This window comes from Caballeronia sp. M1242 (genome assembly GCF_017220215.1).
Taxonomy (GTDB): Bacteria; Pseudomonadota; Gammaproteobacteria; order Burkholderiales; family Burkholderiaceae; genus Caballeronia.
Map to the genome: position 1 here is coordinate 222,480 of NZ_CP071130.1, position 15,529 is coordinate 238,008.

Consider the following 15,529-nt stretch of genomic DNA (forward strand, 5'->3'; position numbering starts at 1 on the left):
CGGCAATCGCAACGAGGACGCGCATCTTGATCCTGATCGGCCAATACGATTCTCCGTACGTGCGGCGCGTCGCCATCGCGCTGACGCTGTACGACATGGCGTTCGAGCATCGCCCGTGGTCCGTGTTCGGCGATGCCGACAAGATCGCGCCGTTCAACCCGCTGATTCGCGTGCCGACGCTCGTGCTCGATTCGGGCGACGTGCTGATCGAAAGCGCGATGATTCTCGATTATCTCGACGAACAAGCGGGCCCCGGGCGCGCGCTGATCGCATCAGCGGGCGCAGCGCGGCGCGAGGCGCTGAAGGTGTGCGCGCTCGCAACGGGCCTTGCCGACAAAGCCGTCGCGCTCGTCTACGAGCGTGTGCTGCACAAGGAGAAATCGCAGGCGTGGGTGGATCGCTGCACGGGGCAGGTCGAGCGCGTGCTGAACGTGCTCGAAGCCGACCGCGCCGCGCGCCCGACGCCTTACTGGTTCGGCGATTCGATCGGTCATGCGGACATCGCGGTGGCGTGCGCGCTGGGCTTCGCGCGCGAAGCGCATCCGCAGGTCTTCGCGCAAGCGCGCTGGCCGTCGCTGATCGGTCACGCGGACCGCTGCGAGACGCTGCCGGCGTTCGCAGCCATCGTGCAGCCGTTCAATCCGCCGAAATAGGCAGTCAGGCGCGCGCGAGCGCGGTGAGATCCCAGCGCGGCTTTACCGTGAACGCGTAGTCGCGCACGGCCTGCTCCGGCCATCGCGCGAGCCGGAGCGCACCCGCCAGCGCGATCATCGCGCCGTTGTCGGTGCAGAGCGACAAGTCCGGATAGTGAACGTCGAAGCGCCGCTTCTTCGCCGCCGCCGACAGCGCCTCGCGCAACTGCCGGTTCGCGCCTACGCCGCCCGCCACGACGAGCCGCTTGAGGCCGGTCTTCTTCAGCGCCGCCAGCGATTTCGCGACGAGGACATCGACGGCGGCATCGACGAAACCGCGCGCCAGATCCGCCTTCGCCTGCTCGCAGACATTGCCGCCGGATGCGTCGAGCTTGCGGCTGTGCGTCAGCACGGCGGTTTTCAGACCGCTGAAGCTGAAGTCGAGATCGCCGGAATGCAGCATCGGGCGCGGCAGCGCGACCGCGCCCGGCGTGCCGAATTCGGCCAGGCGCGAGACTTCCGGCCCGCCGGGATAGCCGAGCCCGAGCAGCTTCGCGGTCTTGTCGAACGCTTCGCCAGCGGCATCGTCGAGCGTTTCGCCGAGCGTCTCGTAGACGCCCACGTCCGTGACGCGCATCAGTTGCGTATGGCCGCCCGACACCAGGAGCGCGACGAACGGAAACGGCGGCGGCGAATCGACCAAAAGCGGCGAGAGCAGATGCCCTTCCAGATGGTGAATGCCGACCGTCGGCTTGTCCCACGCCATCGCGAGCGCATTGGCGATGCTCGCGCCGACCAGCAGCGCGCCCGCGAGCCCCGGCCCTTGCGTGAAGGCGATTGCGTCGATGCTTTCGCGCTCGACGCGCGCCTCGTTCATCACCTGTTCGAGCAGCGGCAGCGCCCGGCGAATGTGATCGCGCGACGCGAGTTCCGGCACGACGCCGCCGTACTCGCGATGCATGGCGATCTGCGAGTGAAGGGCGTGCGAAAGCAGCCCGCGCTCGGTGTCGTAGAGCGCGAGGCCGGTTTCGTCGCAGGAACTTTCGATGCCGAGAACGAGCATGTGGGTGACATCCATTGGGTGCATCAAAGCGAACCGAAAAGTATAGCAGCGGCCCGCACGGCGCGTTTCCCGGCGGCAGTTACAATGCGCGGCATGGAATCCTTCGATATCGCCGTCATCGGCGCGGGCGCGGCCGGCATGATGTGCGCGGCCGTCGCGGCTCAGACGGGCCGGCGCGTCGTGCTGATCGACCACGCCGAGCGTCTCGCCGAGAAAATCCGCATCTCCGGCGGTGGGCGCTGCAACTTCACGAACGTCAACGCCCAGCCGGCCAATTTCCTCTCGGCGAATCCGCATTTTTGCCGTTCGGCGCTCGCCCGCTACACGCCGCGCGATTTCCTCGCGCTCCTGAAGCAGTATCGCGTGAAGTGGCACGAGAAGCACAAAGGCCAGCTCTTTTGCGACGACTCCAGCGAGACGATCATCGACGTCTTGCGCAGCGAGTGCGACGCGGGCGGCGTCGCGTGGCGGCGTCCGGTGAGCGTGCACGCGATCCGTCACGACGGCGCGCGCTTCGCGCTGGATACGACCGCTGGCGCGATCGGCGGGGCCGCGCTCGTGATCGCGACGGGCGGGCTGTCGATTCCGAAGATCGGCGCGACCGACTTCGGCTACCGCATCGCGAAGCAGTTCGGCCACAAGCTCGTCGATACGCGGCCAGCGCTCGTGCCGCTCACATTCACCTCCGCCGACTGGGCGCCGTTCGCCGCGCTGTCGGGGCTTTCGCTGCCGGTGCGCATCAGCACGGGAAGCGGCAAGACGCGCGGCGAGTTCGACGAAGACTTGCTGCTCACGCATCGCGGGCTCTCGGGTCCGGGCGTGCTGCAAATTTCGAGCTACTGGAATCCGTCCGAGCCGATTCGCGTCGATCTGCTGCCCGAACTCGACGCCACCGAAACGCTGCTGGAAGCGAAAGCCGGATCGCGCAAACAGATCGGCAACTTTCTCGCCGAACATGTGCCCGCGCGCCTCGCGCACGCGTGGCTCGACGCGCAGCGCGTGCCGGTCGATGCGCGCCTCGCCGATCTCCCCGACCGCACGCTTAAAGGCATCGGCGCGTCGCTGTCGGGCTGGACGCTGACGCCGAGCGGCACCGAGGGCTACCGCAAGGCGGAAGTCACGCGCGGCGGCGTCGATACGCGCGAGCTTTCGTCCGCCACGATGATGAGCGAACGCGTGCCTGGCCTGTTCTTCGTCGGCGAGGCGGTGGACGTCACCGGCTGGCTCGGCGGCTACAACTTCCAGTGGGCGTGGGCGTCCGGCGTGGCGGCGGGAAAGGCGGCGTCGGAGTACGCGCACGGCGCCGCGAAGGTCGCCTGAAACGGCCGCGCGGCAGGTGTTTCACCGGTCTCGGATCGCAGACCCGTTTGCTATACTCGGACGGTCATCGAAGGAGTTCGCGCGCCTTTCGCCGCGCTTCTTCGCTCTGGCTGACGCGACCCGCGGCGCGCATCGCTGCAAGCTCCAGAAGGCCCGCTTACAGTCCCGCTTGAGGAACGTCCCCAAGCGGGTTTTTGCTTTCGCAGCGCAGGAAGTCAGCCGAAATTCTCTTCGAAATTGCACCGGGTGAAAGATGAGCCTCAAGGACCAGATCAACGACGACATGAAGACGGCCATGCGCGCGCGCGAAACCGAGCGCCTCGGCACCATTCGCCTGCTGCTCGCAGCCATCAAGCAGCGTGAAGTCGATGATCGCGTGACCCTCGACGACGCGGGCGTGACCGCCGTCATCGACAAGATGATCAAGCAGCGCAAGGACTCGGTGAGCCAGTTCCAGGCCGCGGGCCGCGACGATCTCGTCGCGAAGGAAAACGCCGAGCTTGCCGTGCTCGCCGCATACATGCCGGAGCAGCTTTCCGCCGATGCCATCGCCGCCGAAGTGCAGGCCGCCGTCGCCGCGACGGGCGCGGCCGGTCCGCAGGACATGGGCAAGGTCATGGGCGTGCTCAAGCCGAAGCTCGCGGGCAAGGCGGACATGACCGCCGTTTCCGCGCAGGTGAAAGCGGCGCTCGCGAAGTAACCGACCCCGCGCTCGCATCCGGTGATTCCTCACGCATTTTTGCAGGATTTGCTCAACCGCGTCGATATCGTCGACGTGGTGGGCCGCTACGTCCAGTTGAAGAAGGGCGGCGCGAACTTCATGGGCCTGTGCCCCTTCCACAACGAGAAGAGCCCGTCGTTCACCGTGAGTCCGACGAAGCAGTTCTATCACTGCTTTGGCTGTGGCGCGCACGGCACGGCCATCGGCTTTCTGATGGAGCACACGGGGCTCACGTTCCCCGAAGCCGTCAAGGATCTGGCGCAAGGCGCGGGCTTGACCGTGCCGCAGGAGCCGTCGAATTCGTTCCGCGGCAGCGGTTATGGCAGCGAAAGCGCGCCGAGCAAGGCGGTGAGCGTCGCGCTCACGGAAGTCATGCAGACCGCCTGCGATTTCTACAGGAAGCAATTGCGCGCGACGCCGGACGCCATCGCGTATCTCAAGAAGCGCGGGCTGACCGGCGAGATCGCTGCGCGCTTCGCCCTCGGCTACGCGCCGGACGGCTGGCAGAACCTGGAAGCTGCGTTCCCCGATTACCGCAACGACAATCTCGTCGAAGCGGGCCTCGTGATCGTCAGCGAGAAGACCGACGCGCAAGGCCAGCCGCGCCGCTACGACCGCTTTCGCGAGCGCGTGATGTTCCCCATCCGCAACGTGAAGGGCAATGTCATCGGCTTCGGCGGGCGCGTGCTGGACGGCGGCGAGCCGAAGTATTTGAATTCCCCCGAAACGCCGCTATTTAGCAAGGGCAGCGAGCTTTACGGCCTGTTCGAAGCGCGTCTCGCGATCCGGGAATTGGGGTATGCGCTGGTCGTCGAAGGGTATATGGATGTCGTCGCGCTCGCCCAGCTCGGTTTCGCGAACGCGGTCGCCACGTTGGGCACGGCCTGCACGCCCGTCCATGTGCAGAAGCTCTTCCGCCAGACCGACACCGTGGTGTTCAGCTTCGACGGCGATTCGGCCGGCCGACGCGCCGCACGTCGCGCGCTCGAGGCGGCGCTGCCGCACGCGGCGGACAACCGGACCATCAAGTTTCTCTTTCTGCCGAAAGAGCATGATCCGGACAGCTACGTGCGCGAGTTCGGCACGGACGGCTTCGGCGAGCAGGTCGACCGCGCCATGCCGTTGTCGCAGTTCCTGCTGAACGAAGTGCTGAACGACAAGGAGCTGGAGCAGCCCGAAGGCCGCGCGAAGGCGCTCTTCGATGCGAAGCCGCTCCTGCAGGCGCTTCCGGCCAACGCGCTGCGGGTGCAGATCCTGCATATGCTGGCAGACCGGCTCGCGACGCCGTTCACGGAAATTGCGGCGCTTTGCGATATCGATTCCCGGGCGGCGGCCGTCGCCCGCGCGTCGGTGCCGAAGAGCGAGCGGCGTCGCGTGACGGGCCAGGAACAGCGGGCGCTGCGCAATCTGGTGATGTATCCGGGCATCGCGGCATCGCTCGATGAAGAGAGTGAACGCACGCTCGTGACCATGACCGAGCACGGCGAGTTGTTCAGCGAAGTGCTCGGCCACGTCCGCGAACTGGGCGGCGCGGCGGAATTTCAGATGTTGTCGGACGTTTTGAGAAATGCAGCAAATGCGCCGACCTACGAGGATATCTTCCAGGAAATTCTCGCCTATGATGAAAACGTTCGGGATTTGCTGCTACGCGACCCGTCTGACGAAGACGCCGCGCAACGCGTCGACGAGCAGAAGCGCTTGTTGACCGAAGAGTTGCTCGCGACCGTCGTCAAGCTGCGGCACGACAGCTATCGCGCGCGGCTCGATCAACTGGCGCGGCAGGCGAGCCTCTCGGCGGAGGAGGTGGCGGAGTTCTCGGATCTGTCGGCGAAAGTCGCGCAGATCAAGGCGGGACGGGCCACGAGCCCGGATCGGGAAAGGTGAACTGCTATAATAAAAAGTTGAAAATTCGTTGCTTTTTTTCAACGATTTGTACGATTTCGCTGGCTTAGGCAGTCTGAGCGGCGAGACGTACGGAAGCTTTGAGGGAATTTGCGAGAGTTGCAAGGGCGCTGGCTGAATCGGCTGTCGCGGCGCGCGAAAGCGGCGTTTGCCTCGAGCGGGGCGCGACACACAAAACAGGCGGATAAGCACGCCGACGAACAGACGGGCGCAAGGGAAGCGGCTGCTATTGCGGGTAGGAGCGATTCGCGTTCGAGCGCATCGCTCGGACCGCGGTAGCGCCCCGGGCAGGGCACGCAGCCAGGCAGGTCGAGGCACGTGCGCATTGGGTATTCACGGTTCCATCGGTTGCCGTCCGGCAGCCGCGAGTCGAGACTAGAGCCTGTATGGCGAACTCCATGACGAAAAAGCTGAACGATGTACCCGTCGAAGACGACGCACCGCAAACTGCAGAGCCGGCCGCCGCACCCGCGGCGAAGGTCGAAAAGGCCAAGGCACGCGACCGCCGCGCCAAGGAGAAGGCGCTTCTGAAAGACGCGTTCGCGTCGAGCGCGCCCGGCACGGTCGAAGAGCTGGAGGAGCGCCGTTCGAAACTGCGCGCGCTCATCAAGCTCGGCAAGGAGCGCGGGTTCCTCACGTACGCCGAAATCAACGATCACCTTCCGGACAACTTCACGGAAACCGAGGCGATCGAAGGCATCATCAGCACGTTCAACGACATGGGCGTGGCGGTGTACGAGCAGGCGCCCGACGCCGAGACGCTGCTTCTGAACGACAACGCGCCGAACGCCTCAGCCGACGACGAAGTCGAGGAAGAAGCCGAAGTCGCGCTCTCCACGGTCGATTCCGAGTTCGGCCGCACGACCGACCCCGTGCGCATGTACATGCGCGAGATGGGCACGGTCGAGCTGCTGACGCGCGAAGGCGAAATCGAGATCGCAAAGCGCATCGAGGACGGCCTCAAGCACATGGTCATGGCGATTTCCGCCTGCCCGACGACCATCGCGGACATTCTCGCGATGGCCGAGCGCGTGCAGAACGAGGAAACGCGCGTCGACGAACTCGTCGATGGCCTGATCGATCCGAACGCGGAAGACACCGACGGCTTCTCCGAACAGGAAGCCGAGGCGATTGAATCCGAGGACGAGGAAGCCGACGAGGAAAGCGACGAAGAAGAGGACGACGATGACGGCGCCGCGCAGGCGAGCGCGAACGCCGCCCAACTGGAAGCGCTGAAGCGCCAGTCGCTCGAAAAGTTCTCGCTGATCAGCGAGTGGTTCGACAAGATGCGCCGCGCCTACGAGAAGGAAGGCTACAAGTCGAAGGCGTACCTGAAGGCGCAGGAAGCCATTCAGACCGAACTCATGTCGATCCGCTTCACGGCGCGCACCGTCGAGCGCCTGTGCGACACGCTGCGCGCGCAAGTCGATGAAGTGCGCCAGGTCGAGCGGCAGATCCTGCATACGGTGGTCGACAAGTGCGGCATGCCGCGCGCCGAGTTCATCGCCCGCTTTCCGGGCAATGAGACGGACCTCGACTGGGCCGACAAGGTCGTCGCGGAAGGGCACGACTACAGCGCGGTGCTCGAGCGCAACATTCCGGCGATTCGCGAACAGCAGCAGCGTCTGCTGGACTTGCAGGCGCGCGTGGTGTTGCCGCTGAAGGACCTGAAGGAAACCAATCGACAGATGGCGGCGGGCGAACTGAAGGCGCGTCAGGCGAAGCGCGAAATGACCGAGGCCAATCTGCGTCTCGTGATTTCGATCGCGAAGAAATACACGAACCGCGGATTGCAGTTTCTCGATCTGATTCAGGAAGGCAATATCGGCCTGATGAAGGCGGTGGACAAGTTCGAATATCGTCGCGGCTACAAGTTTTCGACATACGCGACGTGGTGGATTCGACAGGCCATTACGCGGTCGATTGCGGATCAGGCGCGCACCATTCGTATTCCGGTTCACATGATCGAGACGATCAACAAGATGAACCGTATCTCGCGGCAGATTTTGCAGGAGACCGGTCTGGAACCGGATCCGGCAACGCTTGCCGAGAAGATGGAAATGCCCGAGGACAAGATCCGCAAGATCATGAAGATCGCGAAGGAGCCGATCTCCATGGAAACGCCGATCGGCGACGACGACGACTCGCATCTCGGCGATTTCATCGAAGATACGAACACGGTGGCGCCTTCGGACGCGGCGCTGCATGCGAGCATGCGGGACGTGGTGAAGGACGTGCTCGACTCGCTGACGCCGCGTGAGGCGAAGGTGCTGCGGATGCGCTTCGGTATCGAGATGAGCACGGATCACACGCTCGAAGAAGTGGGCAAGCAGTTCGACGTGACGCGTGAGCGCATTCGCCAGATCGAGGCGAAGGCGCTGCGCAAGCTGCGTCACCCGAGCCGGTCGGACAAGCTGAAGTCGTTCCTCGAGGGCAATTGATGCGCGTGTCGGGCTTGTATTGAGAGGCGTTGTCAGGCAAACTCGCAGACCTTCGAGAGTCGCCTTTGGCATCCTTCTGAAGCATCAGAAAGCGCCGCACGGCGCTTTCTTTTTGCCCTCCGTTTTCGTGAGGGGCCGGAAGCTTAACTGGTATAAGCTGTCGACTCATAATCGACCGACAGTGGGTTCGAGTCCCACCCGGCCCACCAATGCTTACTTCAAAATATCAGAGGGTTATGTGCCGTTAGGCATAAAATGGCCACTTGGACACGTTATGCTTTATTGTCCGTTGGGCCAAGTTATGCTTTATTGGCAGTCTCGCACAGCCCGCGTACGTCACAGGGCTGCCTGATCGTCCAGCGTAACGCCCCCACGTCCCCTCACGCGGTGGTGGAGCGGTCTTGCCGCCTCAAGTAGCCGAAGTTGTGTGCGGCGCGCGCCCTCCGACGCAAGGTCACCCCGGCGCGACACTCGTGAATTGACGCCTGACTCGGCGGTCTGCCGGCCGAAAAACCAAACACGGCTCGCCCGATCCGGCGCAGCGATCGTCGGCAGGACGTCTCTAGAAGCCTCCAACTCCTGCGGCGCCCTTGGGCATGCGGCACCGCCTCCCAAACCGCCTATGGTCGTGTTGACGCGCCATGTACGTGATTTGGACTGCACCGACGATGTGCGCCAATATCCGGAAGCTGAACCGGAATGCGAGCAAGATGTGCCGATGAGATGCCGAACAGCCTGTAGTTTTCGACGTTCTTATTCTCAACTCCACAGCAATTTCGCGAAGTCGCCTGCGCACACGGAAACAAGTCAAGGTCGGCGAAAAGCTTTTTCGACGATGCTCGATCCTCGACGAGCAAAGCCTCAAGCCCACAGAAGCGCGGCGCCCGGGCCCATCCTTAGTCGCCAGTGCCAACCTCTCTGCCAGCGCGTTTTAAATCAAATGGTCGTCGGCCCAATCAGTCGGACCGGTTTCTTTCGAAGCGTTGAGGAGCTGTTGAGGGAGGCGTTCTTCTTCGTTATCGAAAACGAGAAGGTCTTTAGCAGCCCCTTTCCACGAATTACGGAACTCGTATGGCACGCATTCCGTTTCTCCAACGAAACACAGAGCGCCTTGAGTGCCCTCTCCGATAAAAACGAGTTGGTCAAGTTTTGACAATCACGAAATTTACCCACTAGACAAAGGTAGTTTTTTTGATATTCAGCTCTCAAGGCGTACGGGTTCTTTCAAAGAGGTCGGGCTTTTTCGCGCGTCCCATCCGCGAATACCGACGCTTCTGGCGACCGTCGGAGGCAGCCAGCGGCGGAAAAGCACCGAACGATAACTCGCCGAATTCGATCGGCGCCCTCTTTTGGCAAACAGCGCCTGAAAGACTCCTGTCTCAGGGGAACTCGCGATTTGTTCGCTGCACGAGCATGCTGGCCACGCTCATACGGGCAGCTTTTGCTGGCTCGGCGGCGCTAGAAAGGCAGCCAATTCGCCCGCCTAGAGTTTTGCCCTCGATTCGAAATTGCGGGCGTATTCACTACTCGTTTCGAATCTCGACATGTGAACGCCGGAGCTGTCGTGACTGAGCCTCTTCCGTGATTCATACGGATAGTTGCTCAGCGTTCGCAAACCGCTGCATCTCAACATCCATGCGAAGTGGCAGCGTGATTCTCCGGCAGTCCACCGACGCAGCCAAAAAGAAACTTGCCATCGCTGGCGGACAAAAAGAGGGCGGGCGCGATCCAAGCGCCCGGGGGAAGTTTCCTCTGCCCAACGGCTCGCGAAAAGCGTCGCGGTGAAACGCTGAATTTTGCGACGGACGACAATTCTCGCGTCTTGCCCCGTGCGTCGCAGTCCACCTTATTCTTCGTCGCCTGCCGAAGTTTGCTACGCCCTCATCGCCGCCTGATGGTCGGCTTGATACCCCAGCACCGATGCCTTCACCACGAAGAGGTTGCTCCCCGTTTTGTGGTGAAGCTTGAGTTTTCCCTGTTCCGCCAACTTCACGACTTGCGACCGGGAAACGAATAACAGCCTCGCCGATTCGGCAATGGACATGAAATCGTCGGCGCCTTCCAAACGCTTATGAGCGAGTGCCATGGTGTCAGCCTCGGCTGGCGTCGGAATCTTCGAGTTCGTTAACGTCGTGACCTGCCAGTGATGGGTGTCTGACTGAGTGTAGGCCATCGGCAGCGCTTCAACCCAGCTATAGGTCTCCACCCTGAGGCGCTCAGCCGCTATCGGGGATTCGGCCCGACCTCTTCGGCTTGATGAACTGCAGTTGGCCACCTGTTTTCGAAGACGCACTCGTCGATGGATCGGCGCTAGGCCCAGCGCTCTTTTTCGAGCATCGGCGCGTCGTAACCGCGTTCGACGAGTCCCAACTGGAGGATTGCAACGGGCTTGGCGCCAGCGGGCATCTCCAACGGCGCGGCGACCTCATGCGGATCGAGCAGCGAAACCCATCCTATTTTGAGATCTTCAGCCCGTGCGGCAAGTCACATGTTTTGGATCGCGCATGCCACCGAAGCAATATCCATTCGGGAAGCGGGCGCCGCGCGAACACATAATTCTCGGGCTCGTCCGTTAGCGCAGATGACGAGCACTTCCGCGCATTCGCGTCGGCCCTCGCCCCCTTGAGTTTCATGAATGACTGCCGGCGCTCGCCGAGAGCGTCGGCGGTCGGCAATCCCTCGCGCTCGACCGAGTCGTGCAACCTGCCGCGAATCTTCGGGCAGGTGTACGCACGATCCGCCATGGCTGCATGAAACCAACGCTTGGCGCATGCAGACACCTTCTAGCTACGAGCGGCACCGAAACGCGATCTTTAGAGGTATTTTTCTAACTCGAAAATCTCCTCCCGTTTTCTGCGCGTTTTTCTCCCCTCCGGTTTGCCAGCGCTTCAGCTCCGCTTCGAACGTCTTTTCACTCTCTCTTGCCCGCTTTAAAATGTGCTCATTGGCGGTGAACAAACATCACGAGTGAGCCGGGCGGCTCTCAGACTATCTGGAGCTTGCCGGTCACTCTATGCTTTTTCAGCATGCGCATTTCGGCGCGGTTACTAGTTACGCAGAAGGAAGTTGTTGTGCTCTGAATAAATTTGATCTCTTCGCACCCGCCAGCTGTCAGTGCTTGTTGGTGCATTTTCGACTTGAGCGTCGATAACTCAAACTATTCGGAGCATAACGATGAGTTTTCCAGCGTATTTTGTTGCTTGGCCGGCAATAGAGAAGGTTATCTCGAATTGTGCGAACAGCTCGTTGGGCTTGTGACCAAAGGCAGAACATCGAAAGGCGGCCCTTATCGGATGGTCGATTGGTCAATGCGCTTTCAGAGCTCGTGTACGACAAGGGTAAATATCCGGGCACCGAGGGTCGAGGGCCTTTCTGGGAGTTGCTTCGCTACGGTCTTCAAGGGATGACATTTGGCCCTGTCGCCTGCCGAAAGCTCGCCTTCGATTTTGAAACCTGGGAATCAGATGCTTGGGCGTTGGGTGATTTTGAATTCTACCGAATGTATCGTCATGTTCAGCGGTGCTTCAATCTCCCCGACGGAGCTTGCATGGTCACATATCCTGAACCTTGGTCGGAAGACGGCAAAACGTTCACGGAACCCAAGCTCGGAATCGAAACGCTCAACTTGTTGAAACAAATCAGGTGACGGTTGACAGTCAGTCCGTGTATTCGGATGACGACCGCGTTTGTGCGGATGGCATTAATGAGACGGAATCCGCCTATCCGGCCGCCGACATCTAAGTCGGATTGGAAAGCCAGAATGGCTATCAATATGGAATAAAAGAAATGATTAACATTGAAAGTGAACTCGTCGCAGTTGGTAAATTAGTCCCGCTGCAGCATTTCAAGCCCAGGCCTAAACAGACCATCGGCCTACCAAAAGAAACGCCGGTATTAACCTGCCATGTAGGGCCGTCAGAAGCGTATTGTTTTTCGAGAAAACCCGGCGACGCGAGCTTTGGCTTCGGGCATTTCGACACGGACGACGGTCCGTTAATGAGCATCCGATTCCAGCTTGACGACTTACAGGTCTATTGGGTGGCTCAATTGACCGACCCAGAAGTCTGGGCGGCAATTGACGTGTGGAAGCGGGCGGGACGCGTTCCGATTCTGTTTAATGTGCAGGAAGCAAAACGTCGTCACGAGATGGTGTGCGTTATCGATTTGCCACGGGACATGTCTCGTCACGATGTTCACCGCCTTCGCCCTGACAATGCTCCCACTGAGCGTACATGGCAGAGCATGGTTTTACTTGCCGGGAGCGGGATGCTGCAGCTAGAGGCTACGAGCGACCTCCAGGGCATCTCATTGCGCCATGTGCTCGCCAACGTACTGCTCACCAAGCGATTGGAAGCGATCGCCCCAAGAGGTGATTGGCATAGCCGGCACTAACGACGGCAGCTATTCCGAGCGAGTCCGTCGGAAACCGCGCCCCATTCGCAGATGTGGGCCCGAAGCTACGGTCTCAGTTGACAACCTCTCTCATGGCATTGGCCTTGAGGCGCTCTTGACTGTCATACTAGCTGTAGCGTCGAATTTCGTGAACAGCGGCGCCAAATCGTATATCTGCCACCGGGAAAAGTCGCAAGCTCTCATTCTGAAAAAGAACGGAACCGGAATGAATCTGCCGTCAGTGAAAGATCTAGGCTCACTGCGGAGTACGATGGATGCACTCGTCGACGTTTCTCCCCGACTCGTGGTTCTGTACGGCTGGAACCTAGCCGGGCCGACGATTATTGATCGTCTATCTGTTACCAACGAGACGGTCCTTTCGACGGTACCCGATATAGTCGCGCTAGCAGCAAACTTGCTTGACATAGAGGAAGATGCGCTGCGGAGGTTAAACGAATTGCGAGAATTTCGGAACTTGGTCGCACACTCGCCAGGCTTGTCCGCGGCAGAAAATGGCCCGTCTCCCGGAGGTGGCCAAGGGGATCTATCCATTGTTGGTGCAGTTAAGGCCGAAGCTTAGTCAAAAGGCGGAGGAAGCTCCCCGGTCGATCTAATGTGGAGAGCGACAGTCCATCTTCTGAAAGAGCCTTCGGTGATAGCTGAAGCACTAACGTGTCGGCCATAAGTGAACGCAGCATTCGCTGCGTTCGGTCTTCGCCTTTGAGGTTTTCAGGATTGCTTCATCTTTTGCATCTCCCGAAGCACGGTAAAGACGTGTACCCCGACTAAATCTTCTTTGGGCACATGCGCGAGTACTTCACGAAGGTTCACCGCCTTCCCTTTAGCAGTAATCTCGGGGTAGGCGCGGGCGATGACCTCGGTAGACCTTCTCTGGCTTTCCTCGCTAAGAAGCTTCCTGTGTTGATTCCATTGCATAGCCAGTGCACGCGCTTCGTCGTTGGCGTGGATGTACAGCAGGCGCACGTCAATATCAAGGCCTCGCGCAGCTTCTCTCACACTGACGACAGTGGACGATTCACTCAATGCGGCCAGTTGCGCCCGTATTATGGGCCAATCTCGAACTTTGCGAGCCGGTCGCCTCTTCGACTCCGGAAAAACCACATCCGAATCATAAATTTCGGCGAACGAGGGTTCCCAATCGGTAAGGTCGCCGGCCACCAGCTTCGGAAGGGTCAATCCACTTCGTGAGGCGATGCGCAAAAGAGCCGGCAGTCCAGGGGTGCCTCCCTGCGCGAGCCAGTGGTGCACAGTGTTTTTCGGAAGACCAATGCGTCGAGCGAATCTCGCGCTCTTTCCTTCATCCAAACATTGCACTAACTCGCGGATGCCGTTGAGCATGGCTTCCAATGACGGCCTTGCAGCAAAGTCATGCTCAATTGCGAGCATGGCGCCGAATTGACCCGAAATCCAGACTTCTTCGTGCGTGGCTGGTTCCGAAGCACCGACCCCAAGGAAGCCTCCACATGAAGTACACCACCCTGGTACGACAAAGACGGATTTGTGCCGTGCGTTTGCGCTTCCGCAATCGGGGCACACCTGCACGAGCCGCGTTTTGTGCTTGGTACACGCGCTTACAGCGCCGACGTCCCACGACAGCCGGAAGTACGGTGTCGCGTCTGCTGCACGGTCATCGGCTAGGCAATATGGGCACCACTGTTCAGAGGCCGAACGGGCACTTCGTTCCGCGATGACACTGCGCCATGGCAAAAGTGTCAGAGAATGCAAATTGTCGACGCTGGTCAACTTCGACAGTGCGCGCGCCCAGTCATGTGCTGTGTCGGACATTCCGCTCAGACTGGTTGCGTTCCATCTCCAACCCGCCGGAAGGCTCCACTGCATGGCCCTTTCAACAGTGCGCCCTAGGTCTGCCGCTGAAATGCAGTGCGACATAGCCAGCCGGCAAAAATAGCTGACCAGGCTTTCGACATCCGGCGTTCCGACGCCGATCGGAGCGACTGGGTTAAGCGCAGAGCGCGTTAACGACAGCGCTTCGATAATGTTTGGCACCATGTCATACCGCCGAACGTTGAATTCTTGGCATGATTCGGGTGAAACTTGGCCCGATGGCGCTCTCGCCGTCAATAATTTCCTCAAGAATTCGCTTGCGCTGTGCCTCGGTGAGGAGCGCGCGTTCCAACGAATCGACCGACCATGAACCGACGGCTTCCGCTAGTTTGCCTGCGCGGATAAGCACGCTGCTCAACGTCCCAACGCATCGCAACGTGTTCCCAAGCAAGCCTTTCGAGTGTTGAGTGAGCTGCCCTCCCCAAAGGTTGGGCAGCGTTTTCTCGAACGCCAGAACGCAACGCTCGAACGCCTTCACGTCTTCGGGCCGGTCTTCACGATAGCGCTCGAAATGAAGAACGTGCGTACGTCGAGCGAGCTGCGCCGAAAGTGACACCAACTGATAGAGGTCGTAGGCCCCGACGAGGACCATCTGGGTGCCGCATTGGTTTGCCAACGACTTCAGCGTGTCGAGCTGAATCTCGAGCCTATGCTTGCCTCGGGTCTGGCGAATGATATGTGCCGCCTCATCGATGACGAGGAACTGTACCTGGCGTTCACGCAACCCTCGCTCAACGGCAGTCCGAAGCGCAGCCAGGCTGTTACCAGTAGAGCCACGCGGCCGCACGACCCTTCCGGTGTGCTCGTCGACGCCATACAGCTTCTTGGGCGCGTCAAGGTCGTCGCCGAGCTGTGTGAGAATGCGCCTGTAGAACAGTTTCCAGGAAAAGTCATTCTCGCCTGACGACGGCGCTTCGACATACACCGCCGGGATGACGCCACCATTCGCTTTCATATGTGAACGACCTCGTTCAAGTGCGGATTCAACCATGTGCCTCGATAGCGTCGTCTTGCCAGCGCCTGTCGGTCCACAAACAAGCAGGATGCTGTCCTGGCTGCTGGGGTATATGAGCGTATGGAGCTCGCTCATGACTTCGGTTACTCGTGTCTGTTTAATGCGCTTGCTCGAGAGCGCTTTTGCCAGGTCGATTCCGATCGGCGGAACGGTTTCGTTAGTTTGTGACATGTTGAT

Annotated in this window: 11 protein-coding genes, 1 tRNA gene and 1 pseudogene; 8 read left to right on the top strand and 5 right to left on the bottom strand. The window is 60.6% G+C overall.

What is annotated here, in order from left to right; genetic code table 11:
* Positions 1-26 precede the first annotated feature (26 nt).
* Positions 27-653 (top strand): glutathione S-transferase family protein, encoded by a 627-nt coding sequence (locus tag JYK05_RS14585; protein ID WP_206469198.1) that lies wholly within the window; start codon positions 27-29, stop codon positions 651-653.
* A 4-nt stretch (positions 654-657) separates the two neighbouring features.
* Here the strand turns inward: JYK05_RS14585 and tsaD are convergent, their stop codons facing one another.
* Positions 658-1,695 carry a tRNA (adenosine(37)-N6)-threonylcarbamoyltransferase complex transferase subunit TsaD gene (gene tsaD, locus JYK05_RS14590; RefSeq protein ID WP_206469564.1) on the bottom strand — a complete coding sequence of 346 codons (1,038 nt, stop codon included), beginning with the start codon at positions 1,693-1,695 and terminating at the stop codon, positions 658-660.
* A gap of 93 nt (positions 1,696-1,788) precedes the next feature.
* On the opposite strand from tsaD, the gene JYK05_RS14595 reads away from it, so the two are divergent.
* The 5 genes from JYK05_RS14595 (at position 1,789) to JYK05_RS14615 (ending at position 8,288) form a co-directional block, all read left to right on the top strand.
* Positions 1,789-3,015, top strand: a complete 1,227-nt coding sequence (locus tag JYK05_RS14595) for an NAD(P)/FAD-dependent oxidoreductase (protein WP_206469199.1) — start codon at positions 1,789-1,791, stop codon at positions 3,013-3,015.
* Between the two features lie 253 nt (positions 3,016-3,268).
* Complete coding sequence (locus tag JYK05_RS14600) at positions 3,269-3,715, top strand: GatB/YqeY domain-containing protein (protein WP_159835794.1); 447 nt, start codon at positions 3,269-3,271, stop codon at positions 3,713-3,715.
* A gap of 21 nt (positions 3,716-3,736) precedes the next feature.
* Positions 3,737-5,620: a DNA primase gene (dnaG, locus tag JYK05_RS14605; protein WP_206469200.1), complete on the top strand. Its 1,884-nt coding sequence runs from the start codon at positions 3,737-3,739 to the stop codon at positions 5,618-5,620.
* A 404-nt stretch (positions 5,621-6,024) separates the two neighbouring features.
* Positions 6,025-8,079 carry an RNA polymerase sigma factor RpoD gene (rpoD, locus tag JYK05_RS14610; RefSeq protein ID WP_206469201.1) on the top strand — a complete coding sequence of 685 codons (2,055 nt, stop codon included), beginning with the start codon at positions 6,025-6,027 and terminating at the stop codon, positions 8,077-8,079.
* 132 nt (positions 8,080-8,211) lie between these two features.
* Positions 8,212-8,288 (top strand) — tRNA-Ile (locus JYK05_RS14615).
* A gap of 1,664 nt (positions 8,289-9,952) precedes the next feature.
* On the opposite strand, the gene JYK05_RS14620 is transcribed toward JYK05_RS14615, so the two are convergent.
* Positions 9,953-10,252 (bottom strand): helix-turn-helix domain-containing protein, encoded by a 300-nt coding sequence (locus JYK05_RS14620; RefSeq protein WP_175940980.1) that lies wholly within the window; start codon positions 10,250-10,252, stop codon positions 9,953-9,955.
* A 137-nt stretch (positions 10,253-10,389) separates the two neighbouring features.
* Positions 10,390-10,864, bottom strand: a pseudogene (locus JYK05_RS26335) (nitroreductase family protein); the annotation flags it as partial.
* A 516-nt stretch (positions 10,865-11,380) separates the two neighbouring features.
* Here JYK05_RS26335 and JYK05_RS14625 point away from each other — a divergent pair.
* A complete protein-coding gene (locus JYK05_RS14625; RefSeq protein WP_175940981.1) occupies positions 11,381-11,725 on the top strand; it encodes a hypothetical protein in 345 nt (114 codons plus the stop codon).
* Between the two features lie 140 nt (positions 11,726-11,865).
* Positions 11,866-12,471 (top strand): hypothetical protein, encoded by a 606-nt coding sequence (locus tag JYK05_RS14630; RefSeq protein WP_206469202.1) that lies wholly within the window; start codon positions 11,866-11,868, stop codon positions 12,469-12,471.
* 729 nt (positions 12,472-13,200) lie between these two features.
* On the opposite strand, the gene JYK05_RS14635 is transcribed toward JYK05_RS14630, so the two are convergent.
* Together JYK05_RS14635 and JYK05_RS14640 are read right to left on the bottom strand one after the other, a co-directional pair.
* Positions 13,201-14,502 (bottom strand): TniQ family protein, encoded by a 1,302-nt coding sequence (locus JYK05_RS14635; RefSeq protein ID WP_241269964.1) that lies wholly within the window; start codon positions 14,500-14,502, stop codon positions 13,201-13,203.
* A gap of 1 nt (position 14,503) precedes the next feature.
* The gene (locus JYK05_RS14640) at positions 14,504-15,523 is read right to left on the bottom strand and encodes an AAA family ATPase (RefSeq protein WP_206469565.1); all 1,020 of its coding nucleotides are present in this window, start codon (positions 15,521-15,523) and stop codon (positions 14,504-14,506) included.
* Positions 15,524-15,529 lie beyond the last annotated feature (6 nt).

What these genes read in the sequence shown, in the direction of transcription:
- JYK05_RS14635 (WP_241269964.1), bottom strand. Translation starts at nt 14,502, where the DNA reads ATGGTGCCAAACATTATCGAAGCGCTGTCGTTAACGCGCTCTGCGCTT.
- JYK05_RS14595 (WP_206469199.1), top strand. Translation starts at nt 1,789, where the DNA reads ATGGAATCCTTCGATATCGCCGTCATCGGCGCGGGCGCGGCCGGCATG.
- JYK05_RS14600 (WP_159835794.1), top strand. Translation starts at nt 3,269, where the DNA reads ATGAGCCTCAAGGACCAGATCAACGACGACATGAAGACGGCCATGCGC.
- JYK05_RS14640 (WP_206469565.1), bottom strand. Translation starts at nt 15,523, where the DNA reads ATGTCACAAACTAACGAAACCGTTCCGCCGATCGGAATCGACCTGGCA.
- JYK05_RS14620 (WP_175940980.1), bottom strand. Translation starts at nt 10,252, where the DNA reads ATGGCCTACACTCAGTCAGACACCCATCACTGGCAGGTCACGACGTTA.
- tsaD (WP_206469564.1), bottom strand. Translation starts at nt 1,695, where the DNA reads ATGCTCGTTCTCGGCATCGAAAGTTCCTGCGACGAAACCGGCCTCGCG.
- rpoD (WP_206469201.1), top strand. Translation starts at nt 6,025, where the DNA reads ATGGCGAACTCCATGACGAAAAAGCTGAACGATGTACCCGTCGAAGAC.
- JYK05_RS14630 (WP_206469202.1), top strand. Translation starts at nt 11,866, where the DNA reads ATGATTAACATTGAAAGTGAACTCGTCGCAGTTGGTAAATTAGTCCCG.